Raw genomic sequence first — 18,118 nt, 5'->3', positions numbered from 1 at the left:
CCAGTTACTTCATCCTCGCGAAACCGGCGTCGATCTGCTCGCCCAGCATGTCGTCCAGCAAGCCGCAGTTGCGCACCCGCTCGATCGCACGGTCCAGCTCGAGAGCGCCGGGCGTTCCGGCGAGGCGCAGCCTGAAATCGCGGGCGATGCGCTCGGCGCGGGCGACCGAGCAGAACCGGCCGAGCATTTGCGGCAGCCGGGTGGCGAAGAACTGGCCGTCGCCGCTGTCCAGCATCCCGTCGAGATGGGCCAGAGCCCAGTCGTAGCCCATCTCGCGCGTGGCGCTGCGTGCCATCACCCCGTCGAGCAGGTCGCGCTTCTCGCTTTCGCGCAGGCGCGGATCGTCAAGCGCGAGAAGCCAGGCGGCCAGCTTGGGATCGCTGGTGCGCGAGGCGGCGGCAAGCGCGGCGGGGCGAAACACCGGGTCCTCGGAAGACAGCGCACGGTCCACCAGATCGCGAGCGGCCTGATTGTCGCGCTTGTAGAGGTAGAGATCCAGCGCATGGTCCAGCCAGGCCGGATCGAGCGCGGTCCTGTCTCCCGCGAGATAGGCGGCCATGGCATTGGAAAGCTGGTCGCGCAGGCTGCCGCCGCGCCCGGTGTTGAGCAGGGCGGATACCACCTGGACCCGCCGCTGGGTGCGTGCCGAAGCCTCGCGGGCATAGATGCCGTAGCGGGGATCGAAGCCCAGCTCCTTGAGCAGCGGGGCGTAAAGATGCTCGCGCAGCAGGCCGAAACTGCGGCGCGCCTGCGGGCTGACGAAGCCCTGCATCATGTAGCGGGCCAGCGCCTTGTCCGGTGCGTCGGCAGCGTGCGGATCCTGGTGGTGGATGAGCTTGCGGGCGAGCTGCGCCATTTCGCCGACATTGCCCCGCCCCGCGCGGATGGAGGCATCCAGCGAATCGACCAGCGCCAGCGCCTCTCCGCCGGGAAGACCATCTGCCGATGCGATGAGTTCGTTCCAGTGCCGGGCCGTCAGTTCGAAACGGTAATAGCCGCTGCCGCCGGCGTTGGGGAACACCGGGCCTTCGCCGGGAACCGTGAATATCTGGCTTCGCTGGTCCATGATCGTGCAGGTGCGCTGAAGGCCGCGGCGGAAGCACAGCGGGATGGTCCAGCGGGCATCGGGCGTCGCCACCCCGGCGGTCGTGTAGCGAAGCTGGGTCACGGCCAGCCGGTCGCCGGTCTGCCGCATGGCGAGGAGCGGCACGCCCTGCTGCTCCACGAAACTGCGCAGCGCCGGCACCAGCCGGGGATCGCCCGCCACTTCGGCAAGGGCGGCGAAAAAGTCCGCGCTGGTGGCGGTGCCTTGCCGGTGCGCGGCGATGTATCGGCGCACACCCTGCCGGAAGCGATCCTCGCCCAGCCAATCGGCAATCATGCCGACGACGTGGCCGCCTTTGCCATAAGTGATGGAATCGAATGCCGAATCGATCTGGTCGCTGGTCTCGATCGACTGGCGGATCGGGCGGCCCGCCAATAGCCCGTCGATATCCATCGCCTGATAGCCGGTGCCCAGCGCGTCGCCCGCGATCCCGAGGTCCGGCCGCCAGCGATCGCCCACCCGGTAACCGATCCAATTGGCGAAACTCTCGTTCAGCCAGAGATCGTCCCACCAGTCCGGCGTGACGAGATCGCCGAACCACTGGTGGCCCAGTTCATGGGCCACGATCATGCCGAACTGGCGCTGCTGCTCCACCGGCGCGTTTTCGTCCATGACGAGGATATCGTCGCGGTAGAGGTCGGCGCCGGGGTTCTCCATGGCGCCGGGCAGGATCGGGCTGGTCACCTGGTCGAGCTTGGGGAAGGGAAAACGCTCTCCGAAATAGTCCTCCAGCAGGGTGACGATGCGCTTGCTCCCCTCCATCGCGAAAGCAAGGTTTCCGGCATTCTGGCGCGTGGAGACGATCCGCAGCGGCAGCGGCTCGCTCCGTTCCGGCGTGGGGGGCACTTCGCCGGACAGGATCGCGAAAGGCCCGACCATCACCGCGACAAGGTAAGTCGGCAGCGGCGGCCCCGGAGCGAAGCGGTGAACCGCCAGCCCGTTCTCGAGCGCGGGAGTGCCGGTCTCCGGCCCGTTGCTGATCGCGGCGAGGCCGGGCGGCGTGCGCAGCGTGATCGCGAAAGGCGTCTTGAATCCCGGCTGGTCGAAACCGGGAAAGGCGGCGCGGGCATCGATGGACTGGAACTGGCTCCAGGCATACCAGGCGCCCTCCACTTCCACGCGGAACAGACCGGCCGGTCCCTGTCCGAAGGCTGCGGTGTAATCGAAGGCCAGGGTCAACGGACCTGCGGGAAGGTCTTCGTCGAAGCGCACCTCGCAAGACCCTCTGCATCGAGCTGCCTCCAGTGGCCGACAAGGGTCCGCCCGGCAAAATGGGCCTCGACCCGGGTCATGCCGAGCTCCCGGCCGTGCAGGTATAGTCTAGGTGTCTTTCTGGTCAGGTTCAGGTCGATCTCTGTCCGACCGGAAAATCGCGGCTTCGCCGGGTCCACGGTGAGGTCGAGCCGATAGGCCAGCGGCCTTGCCGAATCGTCCAGTCGGCCGAACGGAAGGTCGGGTTTCTGCGCCTCCACCACGATTGCGGCAGCCGGCTCGGCCATGGTGCCACCCGTCTCCTGCGCCGCGGCGGCACCCGGCATTGCAAGCAGCGCCGCGAACGGGATCGAGCCCCGGAATATCCGCATCAGCTCAGCGCATCAGGCCGCCGATGAGATTGCGCGCAAACCGGCCAAGCCCCGGAAAACCTATGACTTTCCCAAGAGCATCCCCCACCGTTCCCGCCGCCGCGCTGGCGGCCGAAGCCTTGGGATCGGCACGGCTTTTCCTGCCCTGCATCGACTGCGCGAGAATCGAACCGGCGCTCGCCGCCGCCGCGCCGGCAGCGGCCTTGGCCACCTTTCCGCCCAGACCGTCCCACAGGCTGGGGCTCTTGCGCTCCTGCTTGCCGACTTCCTCCTTGCCCTTTTCCGCCACTTCCTGCGCTGTTGCGGCCGCATCGGCAGCCTTGGCGGCAAGGATTTCCTCGGCGCTTTCCCGGTTCACGGGGGTATCGTACTTGCCATCGAACGGGCTGACGGACTGGATGATCGCGCGTTCCTTCGCCTCGATCGGACCCAGCCGCGAACGCGGCGGCGCGATCAGCGTGCGCTGGACAACGGTGGGCGCGCCTTCGTCGTCAAGCGTGGAAACCAGCGCCTCACCGACCTTCAATTCGGTGATCGCCGCCTCCACGTCGAGCGCGGGATTGATGCGGAACGTATCCGCCGCCGCCTTGATCGCCTTCTTGTCGCGCGGGGTGAAGGCCCGCAGCGCGTGCTGCACGCGGTTGCCGAGCTGACCGGCGATATCCTCGGGAATGTCGATCGGGTTCTGGGTGACGAAGTAGACGCCCACGCCCTTCGAACGGACGAGGCGGACGACCTGCTCCACCTTGTCCTGTAAGGCCTTGGGAGCATCGTCGAACAGGAGGTGAGCCTCGTCGAAGAAGAACACCAGCCGGGGCTTGTCGGGGTCGCCGACTTCGGGAAGCACCTCGAACAGTTCGGACAGCAGCCAGAGCAGGAAAGTGGCGTAAAGCTTCGGACTGCGCATCAGCTTGTCGGCCGCGAGCACGTTGATGTAGCCGCGCCCCTTGTCGTCGCAGCGGATGAAATCGGCGATTTCCAGCGCCGGCTCGCCAAAGAACCGCGCCGCACCCTGACTGTCGAGCGCGAGGACCTGCCGCTGGATAGTACCGACACTGGCCTTGGTCACATTGCCGTACCGGGCCGAAAGCGCAGCGGCATTTTCCGCGACATGCGCAAGCATCGCCTGGAGATCGGGCAGATCGAGAAGCAGAAGCCCCTGCTCGTCGGCATAGCGGAAGACGATGTTGAGAACGCCCTCCTGCGTATCGTTGAGGTCCATCAGCCGCGCGAGCAGCAACGGCCCCATTTCCGATATCGTGGTGCGGACGGGATGGCCCTGCTCGCCATAGATATCCCAGAAGACCGCCGGATTATCGGAGTAGGCATAGTCGGTTATGCCGATTTCCCTGGCCCGCCCTTCCAGGATGGCGGCATTCTTGAACTGCGGGCTGCCCGGCATCGAAATGCCCGAGAGATCGCCTTTCACGTCCGCGAGGAAAACCGGCACGCCGGCGGCGGAAAACTGCTCGGCAATAGTCTGGAGCGTGACGGTCTTGCCGGTGCCGGTGGCTCCCGCGATCAGCCCGTGACGGTTGGCGCGGCCCAGCCGCAGGACCTGCCGTTCACCATTCCCACCGAGTCCCAGGAAAATCTCGTCCATTCACCGCTCCTTGCACCCGCCATCGTGATAGAGCGGCCTCGGTGCGAGGGCGAGAGGGATTTTGCCAGCAGCGCCGTTCATCGCTAAAGGCCCATTTCCGAACATGTCCGAAGCTTTCGTCCTCCTTGATGATGCGCGCCGCGAAGGCGCCGCCGATGCCCGGTTTTACCGGGCCGCGACCGAAATCGTCGTGGCCCGCCAGCCGCACGAAATCGCCCCCGCGCTGGAGCGTATCGAGCAGTTGGCGGCAAACGGACTGCATCTTGCCGGATACCTGACTTACGAGGCCGGCCTCGCCCTGGAACCGAAGCTGGCCGCGCTGCTGCCGGAACGGATCGGCGCTGCGGGACCGCTGCTGTGGTTCGGCGCCTTCGCGGGATACGAGACGGTTGCGGCCGCCGAAATGCCCGGCTGGCTGGCCCGCCATGCCTCGGGCGGACCGCGCGGCATCGGCCCGCTTGAACCGCAGATATCCAGCGGGACCTACGCCCGGGCCTTCGCCCGCCTGCATGACGCGATCGAAGCCGGCGACATCTACCAGGCCAACCTCACCTTCCCGCTGGCAGGGCCATGGCACGGCGACCCGCTGGCGCTCTACGCCGCGATCCGCCCCTCGGCGGCGACCGGGTACGGCGGAGTGATTCACGACGGCTCGCACTGGCTGCTGAGCTTCTCGCCCGAACTGTTCTTCACGCTGGAAGGCGGGCAAGTAACGGTCCGCCCCATGAAAGGCACCCGCCCGCGCGGCAGGGATGCGGCACAGGACGAAGACCTGCGCGCCGAACTCGCAGGCTCCACCAAGGACCGCGCCGAGAATCTCATGATCCTCGACCTGATGCGCAACGACCTCTCGCGTGTGGCCGCTGCAGGCAGTGTCCGTGTCGAGGATCCCTTCGCTATCGAAAGCTATCCCACCGTCCACCAGATGGTCTCGACGGTGCGGGCCGATCTGGCGCAAGGCAAGAGCGCGGTGGACATCCTGCGGGCGCTCTTCCCCTGCGGCTCGATCACCGGTGCGCCGAAGATCCGCGCCATGGAACTGATTGCCGAAGTGGAACGCCATGCTCGCGGCCCTTATTGCGGCTCGATCGGCAGGATCGATCCTACTGGCGAGGCCGCGTTCAATGTGGCAATCCGCACTCTGCGCCTGACGCCAGGCGACAACGGCACCGGCCGCGCGGTGCTGGGCGTCGGCTCGGCCGTGGTCGCCGATTCACAAGCGCTTCCCGAATGGCGGGAATGCCTGGTCAAAGGGGGTTTCGTGAGAGAGTCGGCAGGGGCATCCTCGCCCGCCAGTTTCGACCTGATCGAGACGATGTGCTTTACGCCCGAAAAGGGCATTCCGCTGCTCGAACTCCATCTCGAGCGGATTCGCGCCAGCGCCGAAACGCTGGGCTTCAGCTTCGACCGCCACGCCGTGCGCAATGCCATCCAGGCATTGTGCTTCGATGCCGATGCCCCCTCGAAGCTGCGCCTCGTCGCCTCGCGCAGCGCGCCTACGCGCTCGAACTTTCCGAACTGCCCGCAGCCTTTGCCGGGCCGGTGATCGTGGGCGTGCTGCGCCTGCCGGTCGACAGCGGCGACTGGCGCCTGCGCCACAAGACCAGCGACCGCGGCTTCTACGAGGCCGGCCTCGCGGCAGCCAAGGCGGCAGGCGCAGGGGAAGCGCTGTTCCTGCGGGACGACGGGCTCGTGACTGAGGGCACGTTCACCAATCTCTTCGTCGAACGGGACGGCATGCTGCTTACCCCGCCCCTCGCGCTCGGGCTGCTGCCCGGCGTGCTGCGCCGCTCGCTGATCGAGCAGGAACGCGCGGTGGAAGCGGCACTCACGCTGGACGATCTCGCCGATGGCTTCATGATCGGCAATTCGCTGCGGGGGCTTCTCCCGGCCCAACTCCTCAAGTGATGTTGTCCTGCTGATGCATAGCTCCGCCGCCCTCTCCCGCATCGCCCCCTCGGGGACGACCGCGATGACCGACCGCGCCATCGAACTGCGCGAATCCGGCCTCGACATCATCTCGCTTTCGGTGGGCGAGCCTGATTTCGCCACCCCGCCCCACGTGATCGAGGCGCCAAGGCCGCGCTCGACGATGGCCAGACCAGATACACGGCAGTCGGCGGCACTTCGCAGCTCAAGCAGGCCGCTGCCCTGCACTTCGCGCGCGACCTCGGGATCGAGGTTCCTGCCTCGCAAGTGACGGTGAGCGCGGGCGGCAAGCAGGCGATCTTCCACGCCATGCTGGCCACGGTGAGCGAAGGCGACGAAGTGATCGTGCCTTCGCCCTGGTGGGTCAGCTATCCCGAGATCGTGCGCTTCGCGGGCGGCAAGGTCGTGCCCCTGCCAACCCTGGCGAAGGACAACTTCCGCTTCACGCCCGCCGATCTCGAAGCGCAGATCGGCCCGCGCACGCTGTGGGTTCTGCTCAACAGTCCCGGCAATCCGACGGGCGCCTACTATCCGGAAGACATGCTTCGCGGCATCGGCGAAGTGCTGCGCCGCCATCCGCGCGTCATGGTGCTTTCCGACGATATCTACGCGCCGCTCAACTATACGCTCGATGGTACAGAGGCCCGCCCGCATGCAACGCTGGCGAACCTCTGCCCCGATCTTGCGGACCGCATCCTGACCGTCTCGGGCGTTTCCAAAAGCCACGCGATGACGGGTTTTCGCATCGGCGTCGCCGCCGGCCCGCAGTGGTTGATAAAGGCGATGGAAAAGCTCCAGTCGCACTCCTCGGGAAACCCCTGCTCTATCAGCCAGGCCGCCGCCGTGGCCGCCTTTGCCGGCCCGCAGGACTTCCTGGCCGAATGGCGCGAGCGTTTCCGCGCCCGCAGGGACAGGGTGGTGGCCGCGATCAACGCGATTCCCGGACTGTCCACGCCGACTCCGGAGGGCGCGTTCTATTGCATGATCGATGCCGCCCCGCTGATGGAGCGCTTCGGAGACGACGTGAAACTCACCCTTCACCTGCTGGAGCAAGGCGTCGCACTCGTGCCGGCCTCGGCGTTCGGCGGGCGTGACGGCTTCCGCATCAGTTTCGCCGCAGACGACGCGCGGCTCGAAGAAGCGCTCCGGCGCATAGAGAAAGCATTGACGTAACATGGAACTGGAAATCCTCTTCGAGGACGGCGAGGCGCTGGTCATCGACAAGCCGGGCGGCCTTCCGCTCGACACGCCCCGCGCGGGCGGCCGCAGCCTCGAAGACCGGCTCGACGAGCTGAAACTCGGCTTCCACCGCGCGCCTGCGCCGGTCCACCGGCTCGACCGCGACACCTCGGGCTGCCTGCTGCTCGCCCGCAACCCCAAGGCGCTGAAGCGGTTCTCCGCCGCCTTCGAGGAAAAGGTCGTCGAGAAGCGCTACCTCGGCATCGTCGCCGGGACCATCGCCGACGAGGAAGGCACTATCGCACTCAACCTTTCCAAGGTCAGCACCGTCAAGGATGGCTGGCGCATGATCCCGGCCAAGAAGGGCAAGCCCGCCGTCACGCACTGGCGCAAGCTGGACGAGAAGAACGGGATGACCCTTGTGGAATTCCGCCCTGAAACCGGCCGCACGCACCAGATCCGCGTCCATGCCGCTTCCGGTCTCGGCGTGCCGCTGCTTGGCGATCCGGTCTATGGTTCGAGCAAGGGCGCGCCGCGCACCATGCTTCACGCCGCCGGGATCACGGTCCCACGCGGTGGTGACAAGGAGCCGATCGTGGCGGTAGCGCCCCTCCCGGCAGACTTCGCCGCGTTCGGCTTCAGCGATGAATGAGCGAGGTTGAGGAGACCATCGGCCGCGCCCAGGCGCTGGCGAGCGAAGCCTTCATCGCCTCGACCGGACCGGGCGGGCAGAACGTCAACAAGGTGGCGACGGCGGTCCAGCTGCGGATCAACGTCTATGCGCTGCGGCTGCCTCCGCCGGTCTTCGCACGGCTGAGGGAACTGGCTGGCAGCCGCATGACCTCGGCCGGCGAACTGATGTTCACCGCCCGCCGCTTCCGCACGCAGGAAGCGAACCGCGCCGATGCGCGCGAACGACTGGCGGAAATGCTGCGCGATGCTCACAAACTGCCGGAAAAGCGCGCCAAGAGCCGTCTCAACCGGGTTGGCAAGGAGCAGCGGCTGAAAGGCAAGAAGCTGCGCGGCTCGGTCAAGGCCGGGCGCGGCAGGATCAGTTTCGACTAAGGTTCAGTTGCGGGCGGGGGTGGCCGCTTCGCTGGGGCTGGATTTTCCCGGCTCTCCATGGGCTCCGCCGACTCCGGCAGGCGGTCGCCGCACCTCCAGCATCTCAGCCGCCTGGCCCAGCGCGCGGGCTTCACCCATGGTGACGGCGCCCGGGCTAGGTACCGAATCGGATGGCCCGCAAGCTGCCAGCGGCAGGACTGCGATCAGCAGGCAGGGAAGTCTCAAGGACCTCAGCCCTCGATCACCCGGGCATGGGGGTGGTGCCTGTCGATATGCTTGCGGATCATCTTGAGGTTCCGGCTGTTCGAACGGAACATGAAGTCGAACAGGTCGCCCGCGAGGGGAATGGCGCCCAGCAGCGTATCCACGCCGACATTCGCGGTCATCCGCGCGAGTTGCCACTTCGACATGCCGAGATTGCGGGCTTCCCAGACGAGGTACATCCCCAGGACCGCCGAAACCACGTCTCCGGCCACCGGCACCAGCCCGACGACCGCATCGAGCCCCACCTTGCGACGGAGGCCGGGCAGGGCGATGGCGCGTTCCAGCACATATTCGACCATCTCGACGCGGCGCACGATCGAAACCGCGTCAGCGCCCAGCGGCAGGTCCATGTCCATGCGGCGGGCGGAAGTCTGTCCAGTCGCCAAAGTCGTGGCACTCCTCAATCGGCATGAACGCCGTTCGGCTTATTTGGGCACCCAGGCCAGCGGCATCAAGGGGTGCCATCCCCAGGTGTTCGGCGCGAAACCTGCCACGCTGCCACGGACCAGCGACCAGCGGATGGGTGTTCCGAAGGGAATGAAGACGTTGGCGGCAGTCAACTCCGCCTCGGCTTCGGTCAGCAGTGCCGAGCGTTCCTGAGGGGTCGCCGCTGTGGCGGCTTCGGCAACGCGGGCATCGGCATCCGTGGAACAGAGGCCGTGCCGGGCGCTGCAGGAAAGCCGATTGAGGAACCATGCCGCCCGCGGATAGCGGGCTACGTCGTCAATCAGCAGGAGATCGGCTTCCTCGGCGCTGCCGGTTCGCGCCAGATGAACTCCGATCGCGGCGAGGTTGGCGGTCAGCCGGTCCAGCAGGATGTCCGATCCGCTGCCCACGGGCAGCCAGACCGTAACACGCGGACCGTTCGGAGCGGGAAGGGGCACCGGGGACGAAGCACCCCGCGCGCTCCGCACCGCCGGAGCCGGCGGTTCGGACGCGCCTTTGCCCCCCGAAGCCGCCACCCAGCGGCGTATCCGCGCGGTGGCCAGGCTGCGGCGCTCCTCAAGCGATTGCTCGCTCCAGCGTTCGCCGATGGTACCGAGATCGCCGTCAAGACTTGGCGTGACGATCCGCGTCGTCCCGGACCAGCCGCCAAGGCTGAACGGTGCGATCAGGCCATCGCGGTCGATCGCCATGGACAGGGCTTCCCGGTTTGCAGGATCGGCAAGGAAACCCTTCTCGTTCATTATCTTGAGGCCGAACAGCCCGACCACGGGATCGACCTGGATGGTGCCGCGCAGAATTCCCACCGAACGGGTCAGCGGAAAGTCCTGTATCTCGCCCCCCATCACCAGATCGACCGTGCCATCGTTGAAGGCATCCACTGCAGCGGGACCATTCAGCGCCTGCACGTCGATCCGGCGTGTGCGCTGTGCCCAGTTCTCGATCGCGGGAAGCCCAAGGGTTGCGGGGTCGATCGGTGTCAGGCGCGCCGTCTGCCGATCACGCTCCAGCCGCATGGGCCCGGCGCCGCGCCGCTTGAAGGTCAGGCCGAGTTCGGGCTGCGCAAGCAGTTGCAGCAAATAGGGCATCGGCCTGTTCAGGCGGATTTCGACGACCCTTCCGGCCATTGCGCGAATTTCGTCGATACCGGCAAGGTCACGCGCCAGAGGTGTGTCGTCGAGCGATTTCAGTGCCTCTTCCAGCGACTTCTTCGCCGATTCGGCAGTCAGCGGATCGCTTGAAAGCCAGTCTCCGTCGCGGAGCCGGAAGATGTAGCTCTGTCCGTCGTCGGTAACGATCCAGCGGTCCGCCAAGGCGGGAATCACCCGCCCCTTCTCGTCGAAGGAAACGAGCCCCTCGGCGGTGGAGGCACGAATGAGCTGGCCTGCCAGGGGCAGATTGTCTCCGGCCTCGAAAGGATCGCCGGCAGCACCGATCACCGCGACGCTCAACGCCGAATTGTCGGAAGATCCGCAGGCGGCGAGCGCCAGCCCGGCCAGTGGGACCAGAACCCGGAAGGCTTTGCGCGAAGCGAACATCGGCACCGGCCTAGGTCGTAAACTCATGAACAGCATCATCGAGGCGCCCAAATGGCGAACAGCTCGGGCCGAAGCTGACGCCGGGCGGGCTGGTTGCCCGTCCAAGGCAGCTTCGGTTCGAGATGGAAGCCATTTGGGCGTCCCTTCGGGATTTGACCAAAATGGCCCATCGCTGCGTCGGGAAGTCTTGAAATATCGACATATTCCATCGCCTTCCCTTCTTGCGCTGAGCCATTTTGCCTCAAACCTCGATGGTGCCGTTTATGAGTTTACGACCTAGTCCATTTCGGCAGATGCGCAAATGGCCGGCAAGGCTCGGCGGCGAGTTTTCGTAAGGCTATCGGAAGCACGATCCGCAGCGTGACGCGAATCAGACCTTGCGCAGGTTCTGGTCGGTCGACGTCACGGGTGCGTACTGCGCTTCGTAATTGCGCACGTAATTGGGTGCATGATCGGCCGCCGGAGCCGCGGTTGCGCGCGCCAGCTTGGGATCGATCTCATCGCTGAATGCCACGCCGAAGCGGTTTTCCTGGACCCAGGCCACAGACCCCGGAACCCAGCCGATATTGCGGATGTTCACCGAAACCACGGTGCCGCGCATGACCTGCACGCCGCCTTCCCCCATCATGCCGCCCGCCGAAAGGTTGCGGACCTTGATGCGGTACTCACCCTCAAGGCCATCGATGCGCAAATCCGCCATGAGGAACAGGCTGTCGCGCGCGATATGGCGGTTTTCGGTTTCGTTCATGAGGTCTCGTCCGGCATTCCGTCTGGCGGCGATGATATCACGAAGAACGGTCCGCGATAGCCACCGCACCCGCGCCCAAGGCGCGTTTCCGGTCGATACCTAAAGGCGAGTGGCAAAGAAAGCCTTAACGCCCCGATCTGCCTGCAAGGGTTGCCGGCCGGTAGATCGGGGCCTCAAGCGCTGAAAACAGCCGAGAACTATTCGTCCCGAGAGACTTTTTCGCGCCGCTCGTGCGCTTCCTGGGCCTCTACGGTCATGGTCGCGATCGGTCGGGCTTCGAGCCGTCCAAGGCCGATCGGTTCGCCGGTCACTTCGCAGTACCCGTATTCGCCTTCCTCGATCCGGCGCAGGGCGGAGTCGATCTTGGCGATCAGCTTGCGCTGACGGTCGCGGGTGCGCAGTTCGATGCCCCAGTCGGTCTCGCTCGAGGCACGATCATTCAGATCGGGCTCACGGATAGGACCGTCCTGAAGCTGTGCCAGCGTGCCGGCAGAGGCGTCGAGGATCGATTTTTTCCAGGCCAGCAGCAGCCGCCGGAAGTAATCCTGCTGAGCCTCACACATGTAGGTCTCGTTCTCAGCGGGAACGTAAGAACCGCCAAGCATACGCTTTGCCTTGGCGAGGACATCAATTTCGTCAGCTAGGGCCGTTGCCATCCAGAGAATCTCCGCACGAATCCCCCCGGCCTGCCTACGCCCTGCGACCCCGGATTTTTCCAGTGGCCTATACGGCAAACCGCGGTGGGCGGCCTATAAGACCGCCCCATTGCCTGCACAAGGCCATAACCATGGCAGTCCACAAAAAACCTGAACGCTAGTTCGGTTCGGGACGGTTTTGCTCCGTATCCCTACAAGGAACCTTGCAGATTTATCCTTAACCGTTTGTTGACCATGCGCAGGTCACTGTTCCCTCATCAGGCCGCAGACCGCGGCAGAAATGTCTCGGGATACGAACGATGAAGGATGTCTGGATCAAGGAGAGCCGCCTTACCGCTGCCGGCGTGGCCGACCTGAAGGGTAACGACCTGCTAGTGGCCGACCGGCTTGCAGCGGCGGCACATGGCGATTTTTCGGCCTGCTTCGACCTTGGCGTGGCTTATTCGACCGGAAGCCACGGCATGGCCTGCGATCTTGTCGAAGCGCACAAGTGGTTCAACCTCGCCGCCGTGAACGGGCATGAGGAAGCCGCGACATGCCGGGCCGAACTGGCCGATGAGATGACCGCGCGCGAGATCGCCGAAGCCCAGCGCCGCGCGCGTCAGTGGCTTGCCGCCTCGCCCTCTTCCCCGTTACCCGGGGCCGCCTGACATCGGAAGCAGGCCGTGTTCAGGGTTTCCTGAATGGCGTCCGCCCGCCCAGCAGGAGCTGGTCCTGCGCGATTCCCGCGCGTTCCTGTTCGAGATAGTCGGCGATAGCGGCTCGCAGCCCCTCGTGGACGATGTAGTGCGCCGAGATCGTGCGCACCGGTTCATAGCCTCGTGCCAGCTTGTGCCCGCCCTGCGCCCCCGCCTCCACGCGCGAAAGCCCGAGCGCGATCGCCGCGTCGATGGCCCGGTAGTAGCAAAGTTCGAAGTGCAGGAACGGCTTGTCCACCAGCGCGCCCCAGTACCGTCCGTAAAGCGCCTGATCGCCGATGAAGTTGAGCGCGCCCGCCACCGGCCGGCCGTCCATGTAGGCGAGCAGCAGCAGAATCCGGTCCCCCATGGTCTCTCCGAGCAGGGAGAACGCCTCGCGCGTCAGGTAAGGCTGCCCCCACTTGCGCGCGCCGGTATCCTGATAGAAGGCCCAGAACGCGTCCCAGTGCCGTTCACCGAGTTCATCCCCGGTGAGCACGCGGACCTCCAGCCCCTCGCAGGCCTTCCCCCGCTCCTTGCGGATGTCCTTGCGCTTGCGGGATGAGAGCGCGCCAAGGAATTGATCGAAGCTTTCGTAGCCGCGATTTTCCCAGTGGAACTGAATATCCTCGCGCAGCAGCCACCCGGCCGCCTCGAACACGGGAACCTGATCGGGTGCGATGAAAGTCGCATGAGCGGAGGAGAGCCCGTTCTCGCGGCAAAGCGTTTCGGCGGCGGCCAGCAGCGCCGGAGCAAGCTCGGGGTGAGGCGTGAGCAGGCGAGGCCCGGTCGCGGGCGTGAAGGGCACTGAAATCTGCAGCTTGGGATAATACGAACCGCCAGCACGGTGCCACGCATCGGCCCAGGCATGGTCGAACACGTATTCGCCCTGGCTATGTTCCTTGAGGTACGCGGGAAGCGCCGCCGCGAGCCTGCCTCCGGGGCCATCCACGGTGATCGGCACCGGCGTCCAGCCGCTGCGCCCGCCAACGCTACCCGACGCTTCCATGGCGGAAAGGAAAGCATGGGAAACGAATGGATTGCCGCCGCCGCTCAGCGCATCCCATTCGGCTGCGGGGAGTTCACTGACGCTGCCGTGAATGCGGGCCGTGAATTCCCCCGCACTCATGCCGTTTCTTCCGCTGGTCGTTCGAAGATGACCGCATCGGCATGAAGCCCTGCGCGTGCGTGGTGTTCAGGCCGCCGCACCGTCCACGTCGCGACCGGCAGGCCGCGCTTGCGCTGCGCGGCGGCGAAACGACTCGGCAGGTCGCGAACGTCATAGGCAAGAAAATCGGGACGAGCCTGCCAGAGCGCGAGACGGCGGCGCAGCTTGCCGGGAAGCGCGCGGTCTTCGCCCTCGGATACGACCAGTCCGCGCACGGTGTGCGGCGAATGACGGTGATACCAGCGCGAGACGCGCGGATCGAAGCTCATCACCGCATGAGAGCCGGTATAGCCCTCCAGCACGCGGCGCACCGCCAGGCACAGGGCGGCAATTCGCGTGCTGCGTGACGACTTCAGCTCGATCAGCACAGGCGCACGGCCGGCGATCTGGTTCAGCGCCTGCCGCAGGCTGGGGATCGTCTCCGCCGTCCCGCCCAGCGTGATGCCCGCAAGCTGGGCGGCACTCCGGCGGAACACCGACCCTGTCTCGCCCGTGAGCCGGTCCAGTTCGCCATCGTGGAATACGACCGGCGTACCGTCACCGGCTCGCTGCACGTCGAGTTCGACGCCGTAGCCCTCCTCTACCGCGAGCCGGAAAGCCGCGAGCGAGTTTTCGGGAATGACGGCGCCGTGAAGCCCACGATGGGCATAGTCGTGTCCGCCGATCCACCCGACCTTGCGCGGATCGGGCGGCGGCGAACACCAGCGGTCAAGCAGGGCGAACGGCAACGATGGCGTCCACTTCGACAGCGGCGCCAAGCGGTAACACCGGCACGCCCACAGCGCTTCGGGCATGCTTGCCCGCCTCGCCGAACACCGCCACCATCAGTTCCGAGGCGCCATTGGCGATCTTGGGCTGGTCCGTGAAATCGCCGGTGGAATTGATGAAGGCGCCAAGCTTCACCACGCGCTCCACCCGATCCAGCGAACCGAGCGCCGCCTTCAGCTGCGCCAGGATCATCACCGCGCAGGCTTGCGCCGCCTCCACACCCGATTCGAGGCTCAAGTCATCGCCCAGCCGGCCGGTCACGAGCTTGCCCTCGACGAACGGCAACTGGCCGGAAACATGCGCCAGGCCGCCCGCGACGACGACTGGCACATAGGCCGCGACCGGCGCGGCGGGCTCTGGAAGCGTCAGGCCAAGCTGCGAAAGGCGGGTTTCGATCTCACTCATGTTCAGGGCTTTCCTTCAATCGGGCCTTCAATCGGGGCGTCAGTCGGGTTCTGGGTCAACCAGTCGATAAGCCAGGGGGTTGCGGCATCCCATCGGTCGATCCGCGCATGGGCATGACCGGCCAGATGGGCACAGGCGATGTGCGGCGCCAGCAAGGGCTCGGCACAGAGATGCAGGCGGCCGATCTCCGGCGCAACCCCGGCCACGGAGCCGTGATGCTGGGCGAGATCGTCGACGAAAACCGCGCGAGAGGGCGTATATTCATCAAGGATCGCCTTCAACGCCGGGCCTTTCGGCCCCTGGTTGGTGAAGACGCGCACGTCGATGCCATGATCGGCCAGTTGCAGGCGGCGCGCCTCCTGCCGGAAATCCATGAGGTTGGTGAGCACCACCACGTCGGCATGTTCGCCGATCGCGCGGATCGCCTCGACAGCGCCCTCCACCGGGGTCTGCCGGTGCATCTGGCCATCGAAGAACTTGTTGAGCAACGACCACATCTCGGCCTGTTCGAGCAGGTCGCCGGTCTTGATTCGCCGCATCGCGCTCGAAAACTCGCCCCGGCCCATGTCGAAGGCCACGCCTTCCTCCTCGGCCAGCCAGTCCCTGAAATGCGATACCATGTAGAGCAGCACTTCGTCATCGGTGATGAGCAGCGGGCGGTTCATGAGCCGAGCCTTTCGCGCGCCGAGGCCAGCGCCATCGGCGAAACCGCCAGTGCTTCCGCCGCCGCCACGAGATCAGGCTCGTGCGAGCACAGGAATTCCAGCACGGCCGCCATCGTCGCGGGTTCCCCCAGCGAGGCGCGCAGTTCGTCGGGCGTCAGCCCGGTCAGCGCCAGGAAGCGTTCGGCGCGGTCGGGATCGCCCAGCACCAGCCGAGCGCATTGAGCGCGAGCGCCTGGGGGTCCTGCGATGGGGATGGCGACTCTCGAAGAATTGTCAGTCTCGCTTGCGTGTCATAGAGCGGGAAGTCCCAGCCCTAGATGGTGTTCAGGCGTCGAATGGCAAAGCGTATCCTTGTTGTCGAGGACAACGACCTCAATCGGAAGCTCTTTTGCGACGTGCTCAAGAGCCAGGGCTATGCCGTGGAGCCGGTGGCCGACGGACTGGACGCGCTGGAAAGGGCGCGCCAGTTCGTGCCCAACCTCGTCATCATGGACATCCAGCTGCCCAATGTCTCGGGGCTGGACCTGATCGAGGCGGCGAAGAAAGACCCCGTCCTGCGCACGATTCCGGTGCTCGCCGTCACCGCCTATGCCGGCAAGGGCGACGAGGAGCGCATCCGCGAAGCAGGCGCGGAAGGCTACCTCGCCAAGCCGGTGTCGATCGGCCCGTTCATGCAGGCGGTTCGCGCCCTTCTGTGATAGGGCGAAGCACCAGGCGAATCCGGCCTTCGCTTGACTTTACCCCTCGCCGCCGCTTTTGCGCCGCAATTCCCGGCCAGAGAGCCGCCCGAAATTACCGGAGTTGAAATGACCATGGACCGCGCAGAGACCTCGGCCCGCATCGCCGCGCTGATCGAGCCCTTCAACAAGAAGGGCGTCGAGATTACCGACGCGACCCGCTTCACCGACGACCTCGAGTTCGACAGCCTGACCGTCATGGACTTCGTGGCCGAGATCGAAGACGGCTTCGACATCATCATCTCGATGAACCAGCAGGCCGAGATCGAGAACTACGGCCAGCTCGTCGACGCCGTGGTCAAGCTCCAGGGCTGAAGGACTTCGCGATGACCGACATGCTCAGCGACAACGAAACGCAAGCCGCAACCGACCTGTTCAGCAAGTTCGATCCCCTGATCGAAATGCGCCGCGGCCTGCTGTCCACCGGCGTGACCGACCCGTTCGGCCTCGTCATGGAGAAGGTGATCTCGCCTACCGTGGCCATGTGCAACGGGCGCGAGACGATTCTGCTCGGCACCTACAACTACATGGGCATGACGTTCGACCCTGACGTGATCGCGGCGGGCAAGCAGGCGCTGGACGATTTCGGCGCCGGTACCACCGGCAGCCGCGTGCTCAACGGCACCTACGCCGGGCACAAGGCGGTCGAGGAAGCGCTATGCGACTTCTACGACATGAAGCACGCGATGGTGTTCTCGACCGGCTACCAGGCCAACCTCGGGATCATTTCCACGATCGCCGGAAAGGGCGATTACATCGTCCTCGACATCGACAGCCACGCCTCGATCTGGGACGGCTGCAAGATGGGCGATGCCGAAGTCGTGCCGTTCAAGCACAACGACATCGAGGCCATGGAAAAGCGCCTGCGCCGTATCCCGGAAGGTGCCGGCAAGCTCGTCGTGCTCGAAGGCGTCTACTCGATGCTGGGCGATATCGCTCCGCTCAAGGAGATGATCGCGGTCGCCAAGAAGTACGGCGCGATGGTGCTGGTGGACGAAGCGCACTCGATGGGCTTCATCGGCCCCAACGGTCGCGGCGTGGCCGAGGACCAGGGCTGTCTTGACGATGTGGACTTCGTGATCGGCACGTTCTCCAAGTCGGTCGGCACCGTCGGCGGCTTCTGCGTTTCGAACCACCCCAAGTTCGAGATCATGCGCCTGGTCTGCCGCCCTTACGTCTTCACCGCCAGCCTCCCGCCGAGCGTTGTCGCCACCGCGACGACCTCGATCCGCAAGCTGATGACGGCGGCCGAGAAGCGCGCGCACCTCTGGGAAAGCTCGCGGACCCTGCACAAGGGCCTGACCGATGCCGGCTTCCAGCTCGGCACGGCAGAGCCGCAGAGCGCGATCATCGCGGTGATCATGCCCGACCTCGAACGCGGCGCGGCGATGTGGGAAGCCCTTCTGCACGAGGGTCTCTACGTGAACCTTGCACGTCCGCCGGCAACCCCTGCGAACATGACCCTGCTGCGCTGCTCGCTCTGCGCCGAGCATTCGGCCGAACAGGTCCAGCAGATCATCGGCATGTTCACCCGCGCGGGCAAGACGGCCGGCTTTCTCTGACGCCGATCCGGCGCCGTCCCGG

General features: G+C 65.8%; 20 protein-coding genes and 2 pseudogenes. 8 read left to right on the top strand and 14 right to left on the bottom strand.

Translation table 11 applies throughout. The features are described 5' to 3' along the window. Window positions 1-4 precede the first annotated feature (4 nt). Genes ADT71_RS29430 through ADT71_RS29425 form a run of 3 tightly spaced genes read right to left on the bottom strand, consistent with a single transcriptional unit; the run spans window position 5 to window position 4,291 of the window. Window positions 5-2,317 (bottom strand): M1 family metallopeptidase, encoded by a 2,313-nt coding sequence (locus ADT71_RS29430; protein WP_231636308.1) that lies wholly within the window; start codon window positions 2,315-2,317, stop codon window positions 5-7. Next, a complete protein-coding gene (locus tag ADT71_RS34770; RefSeq protein ID WP_231636307.1) occupies window positions 2,281-2,688 on the bottom strand; it encodes a hypothetical protein in 408 nt (135 codons plus the stop codon). The genes ADT71_RS29430 and ADT71_RS34770 overlap by 37 nt, the downstream gene beginning before the upstream one ends. A 4-nt stretch (window positions 2,689-2,692) precedes the next feature. Beyond that, entirely contained in the window at window positions 2,693-4,291 is a 1,599-nt protein-coding gene (locus ADT71_RS29425) for a helicase HerA-like domain-containing protein (RefSeq protein WP_054442218.1), read from the bottom strand. A gap of 103 nt (window positions 4,292-4,394) precedes the next feature. Between ADT71_RS29425 and pabB the strand changes: the two are divergent. The 4 genes and pseudogenes from pabB to arfB all read left to right on the top strand — a co-directional run bounded on the left by pabB (window position 4,395) and on the right by arfB (window position 8,464). Continuing rightward, window positions 4,395-6,199, top strand: a pseudogene (gene pabB, locus ADT71_RS29420) (aminodeoxychorismate synthase component I). 13 nt (window positions 6,200-6,212) lie between these two features. Then, window positions 6,213-7,393 (top strand): annotated as a pseudogene (locus ADT71_RS29415) (pyridoxal phosphate-dependent aminotransferase). Between the two features lies 1 nt (window position 7,394). Next, the gene (locus ADT71_RS29410; protein ID WP_054442217.1) at window positions 7,395-8,051 is read left to right on the top strand and encodes an RluA family pseudouridine synthase; all 657 of its coding nucleotides are present in this window, start codon (window positions 7,395-7,397) and stop codon (window positions 8,049-8,051) included. Further along, window positions 8,048-8,464 (top strand): alternative ribosome rescue aminoacyl-tRNA hydrolase ArfB, encoded by a 417-nt coding sequence (gene arfB / locus ADT71_RS29405; RefSeq protein WP_054442216.1) that lies wholly within the window; start codon window positions 8,048-8,050, stop codon window positions 8,462-8,464. Before ADT71_RS29410 ends, arfB begins: the two co-directional genes overlap by 4 nt. A gap of 3 nt (window positions 8,465-8,467) precedes the next feature. On the opposite strand, the gene ADT71_RS34765 is transcribed toward arfB, so the two are convergent. The 6 genes from ADT71_RS34765 to dksA form a co-directional block, all read right to left on the bottom strand. Further along, window positions 8,468-8,689 (bottom strand): hypothetical protein, encoded by a 222-nt coding sequence (locus ADT71_RS34765; protein ID WP_082370630.1) that lies wholly within the window; start codon window positions 8,687-8,689, stop codon window positions 8,468-8,470. A gap of 5 nt (window positions 8,690-8,694) precedes the next feature. Continuing rightward, window positions 8,695-9,084 carry a DUF4112 domain-containing protein gene (locus ADT71_RS29400; RefSeq protein ID WP_054442215.1) on the bottom strand — a complete coding sequence of 130 codons (390 nt, stop codon included), beginning with the start codon at window positions 9,082-9,084 and terminating at the stop codon, window positions 8,695-8,697. A gap of 69 nt (window positions 9,085-9,153) precedes the next feature. Next, a complete protein-coding gene (locus ADT71_RS29395; protein WP_054442214.1) occupies window positions 9,154-10,710 on the bottom strand; it encodes an ABC transporter substrate-binding protein in 1,557 nt (518 codons plus the stop codon). Between the two features lie 35 nt (window positions 10,711-10,745). Continuing rightward, entirely contained in the window at window positions 10,746-10,919 is a 174-nt protein-coding gene (locus ADT71_RS31775) for a hypothetical protein (RefSeq protein WP_156336881.1), read from the bottom strand. A 161-nt stretch (window positions 10,920-11,080) separates the two neighbouring features. Further along, complete coding sequence (locus ADT71_RS29390) at window positions 11,081-11,458, bottom strand: PilZ domain-containing protein (protein ID WP_054442213.1); 378 nt, start codon at window positions 11,456-11,458, stop codon at window positions 11,081-11,083. Between the two features lie 197 nt (window positions 11,459-11,655). Next, the gene (gene dksA / locus ADT71_RS29385; protein ID WP_054442212.1) at window positions 11,656-12,114 is read right to left on the bottom strand and encodes an RNA polymerase-binding protein DksA; all 459 of its coding nucleotides are present in this window, start codon (window positions 12,112-12,114) and stop codon (window positions 11,656-11,658) included. A gap of 299 nt (window positions 12,115-12,413) precedes the next feature. Here dksA and ADT71_RS29380 point away from each other — a divergent pair, with 299 nt between their 5' ends. Continuing rightward, window positions 12,414-12,764 (top strand): sel1 repeat family protein, encoded by a 351-nt coding sequence (locus ADT71_RS29380; RefSeq protein WP_054442211.1) that lies wholly within the window; start codon window positions 12,414-12,416, stop codon window positions 12,762-12,764. Between the two features lie 19 nt (window positions 12,765-12,783). Here ADT71_RS29380 and ADT71_RS29375 read toward each other — a convergent pair whose 3' ends face one another. Genes ADT71_RS29375 through ADT71_RS29355 form a run of 5 tightly spaced genes read right to left on the bottom strand, consistent with a single transcriptional unit; the run spans window position 12,784 to window position 16,003 of the window. Further along, on the bottom strand, window positions 12,784-13,920 hold the full coding sequence (locus tag ADT71_RS29375) for a GNAT family N-acetyltransferase (RefSeq protein WP_054442210.1): 1,137 nt from the start codon (window positions 13,918-13,920) through the stop codon (window positions 12,784-12,786). Then, window positions 13,917-14,687, bottom strand: coding sequence for a glycerophosphodiester phosphodiesterase family protein (locus ADT71_RS29370; protein WP_054442209.1), 771 nt, complete (start codon window positions 14,685-14,687; stop codon window positions 13,917-13,919). Before ADT71_RS29370 ends, ADT71_RS29375 begins: the two co-directional genes overlap by 4 nt. Further along, a complete protein-coding gene (locus tag ADT71_RS29365; RefSeq protein ID WP_054442208.1) occupies window positions 14,668-15,132 on the bottom strand; it encodes a RidA family protein in 465 nt (154 codons plus the stop codon). The genes ADT71_RS29370 and ADT71_RS29365 overlap by 20 nt, the downstream gene beginning before the upstream one ends. A 2-nt stretch (window positions 15,133-15,134) precedes the next feature. Next, on the bottom strand, window positions 15,135-15,797 hold the full coding sequence (locus ADT71_RS29360; RefSeq protein ID WP_054442207.1) for a hypothetical protein: 663 nt from the start codon (window positions 15,795-15,797) through the stop codon (window positions 15,135-15,137). Continuing rightward, the gene (locus ADT71_RS29355; protein WP_054442206.1) at window positions 15,794-16,003 is read right to left on the bottom strand and encodes a DUF3572 family protein; all 210 of its coding nucleotides are present in this window, start codon (window positions 16,001-16,003) and stop codon (window positions 15,794-15,796) included. Before ADT71_RS29355 ends, ADT71_RS29360 begins: the two co-directional genes overlap by 4 nt. A 129-nt stretch (window positions 16,004-16,132) precedes the next feature. Between ADT71_RS29355 and ADT71_RS29350 the strand changes: the two genes are divergently transcribed. The 3 genes from ADT71_RS29350 (at window position 16,133) to ADT71_RS29340 (ending at window position 18,096) form a co-directional block, all read left to right on the top strand. Then, on the top strand, window positions 16,133-16,495 hold the full coding sequence (locus ADT71_RS29350; protein WP_054442205.1) for a response regulator: 363 nt from the start codon (window positions 16,133-16,135) through the stop codon (window positions 16,493-16,495). Window positions 16,496-16,609: 114 nt separating this feature from the next. After that, the gene (locus ADT71_RS29345) at window positions 16,610-16,849 is read left to right on the top strand and encodes an acyl carrier protein (RefSeq protein WP_054442290.1); all 240 of its coding nucleotides are present in this window, start codon (window positions 16,610-16,612) and stop codon (window positions 16,847-16,849) included. A gap of 11 nt (window positions 16,850-16,860) precedes the next feature. After that, on the top strand, window positions 16,861-18,096 hold the full coding sequence (locus ADT71_RS29340; RefSeq protein ID WP_054442204.1) for an aminotransferase class I/II-fold pyridoxal phosphate-dependent enzyme: 1,236 nt from the start codon (window positions 16,861-16,863) through the stop codon (window positions 18,094-18,096). Window positions 18,097-18,118 lie beyond the last annotated feature (22 nt).

Origin of the sequence: Novosphingobium sp. ST904 (genome assembly GCF_001298105.1) — a bacterium.
Classification (GTDB): Bacteria; Pseudomonadota; Alphaproteobacteria; order Sphingomonadales; family Sphingomonadaceae; genus Novosphingobium.
Note: the sequence above shows the minus strand (reverse complement) of the source record. Positions and strands in the feature narration are given on the sequence as shown.

Coding starts and splice junctions, on each gene's coding strand:
- ADT71_RS34770 (WP_231636307.1), bottom strand. CDS start 2,688: ATGCGGATATTCCGGGGCTCGATCCCGTTCGCGGCGCTGCTTGCAATG.
- ADT71_RS29425 (WP_054442218.1), bottom strand. CDS start 4,291: ATGGACGAGATTTTCCTGGGACTCGGTGGGAATGGTGAACGGCAGGTC.
- ADT71_RS29410 (WP_054442217.1), top strand. CDS start 7,395: ATGGAACTGGAAATCCTCTTCGAGGACGGCGAGGCGCTGGTCATCGAC.
- arfB (WP_054442216.1), top strand. CDS start 8,048: ATGAGCGAGGTTGAGGAGACCATCGGCCGCGCCCAGGCGCTGGCGAGC.
- ADT71_RS29400 (WP_054442215.1), bottom strand. CDS start 9,084: ATGGACATGGACCTGCCGCTGGGCGCTGACGCGGTTTCGATCGTGCGC.
- ADT71_RS29395 (WP_054442214.1), bottom strand. CDS start 10,710: ATGTTCGCTTCGCGCAAAGCCTTCCGGGTTCTGGTCCCACTGGCCGGG.
- ADT71_RS31775 (WP_156336881.1), bottom strand. CDS start 10,919: ATGGAATATGTCGATATTTCAAGACTTCCCGACGCAGCGATGGGCCAT.
- ADT71_RS29390 (WP_054442213.1), bottom strand. CDS start 11,458: ATGAACGAAACCGAAAACCGCCATATCGCGCGCGACAGCCTGTTCCTC.
- dksA (WP_054442212.1), bottom strand. CDS start 12,114: ATGGCAACGGCCCTAGCTGACGAAATTGATGTCCTCGCCAAGGCAAAG.
- ADT71_RS29380 (WP_054442211.1), top strand. CDS start 12,414: ATGAAGGATGTCTGGATCAAGGAGAGCCGCCTTACCGCTGCCGGCGTG.
- ADT71_RS29375 (WP_054442210.1), bottom strand. CDS start 13,920: ATGAGTGCGGGGGAATTCACGGCCCGCATTCACGGCAGCGTCAGTGAA.
- ADT71_RS29365 (WP_054442208.1), bottom strand. CDS start 15,132: ATGAGTGAGATCGAAACCCGCCTTTCGCAGCTTGGCCTGACGCTTCCA.
- ADT71_RS29360 (WP_054442207.1), bottom strand. CDS start 15,797: ATGAACCGCCCGCTGCTCATCACCGATGACGAAGTGCTGCTCTACATG.
- ADT71_RS29350 (WP_054442205.1), top strand. CDS start 16,133: ATGGCAAAGCGTATCCTTGTTGTCGAGGACAACGACCTCAATCGGAAG.
- ADT71_RS29345 (WP_054442290.1), top strand. CDS start 16,610: ATGGACCGCGCAGAGACCTCGGCCCGCATCGCCGCGCTGATCGAGCCC.
- ADT71_RS29340 (WP_054442204.1), top strand. CDS start 16,861: ATGACCGACATGCTCAGCGACAACGAAACGCAAGCCGCAACCGACCTG.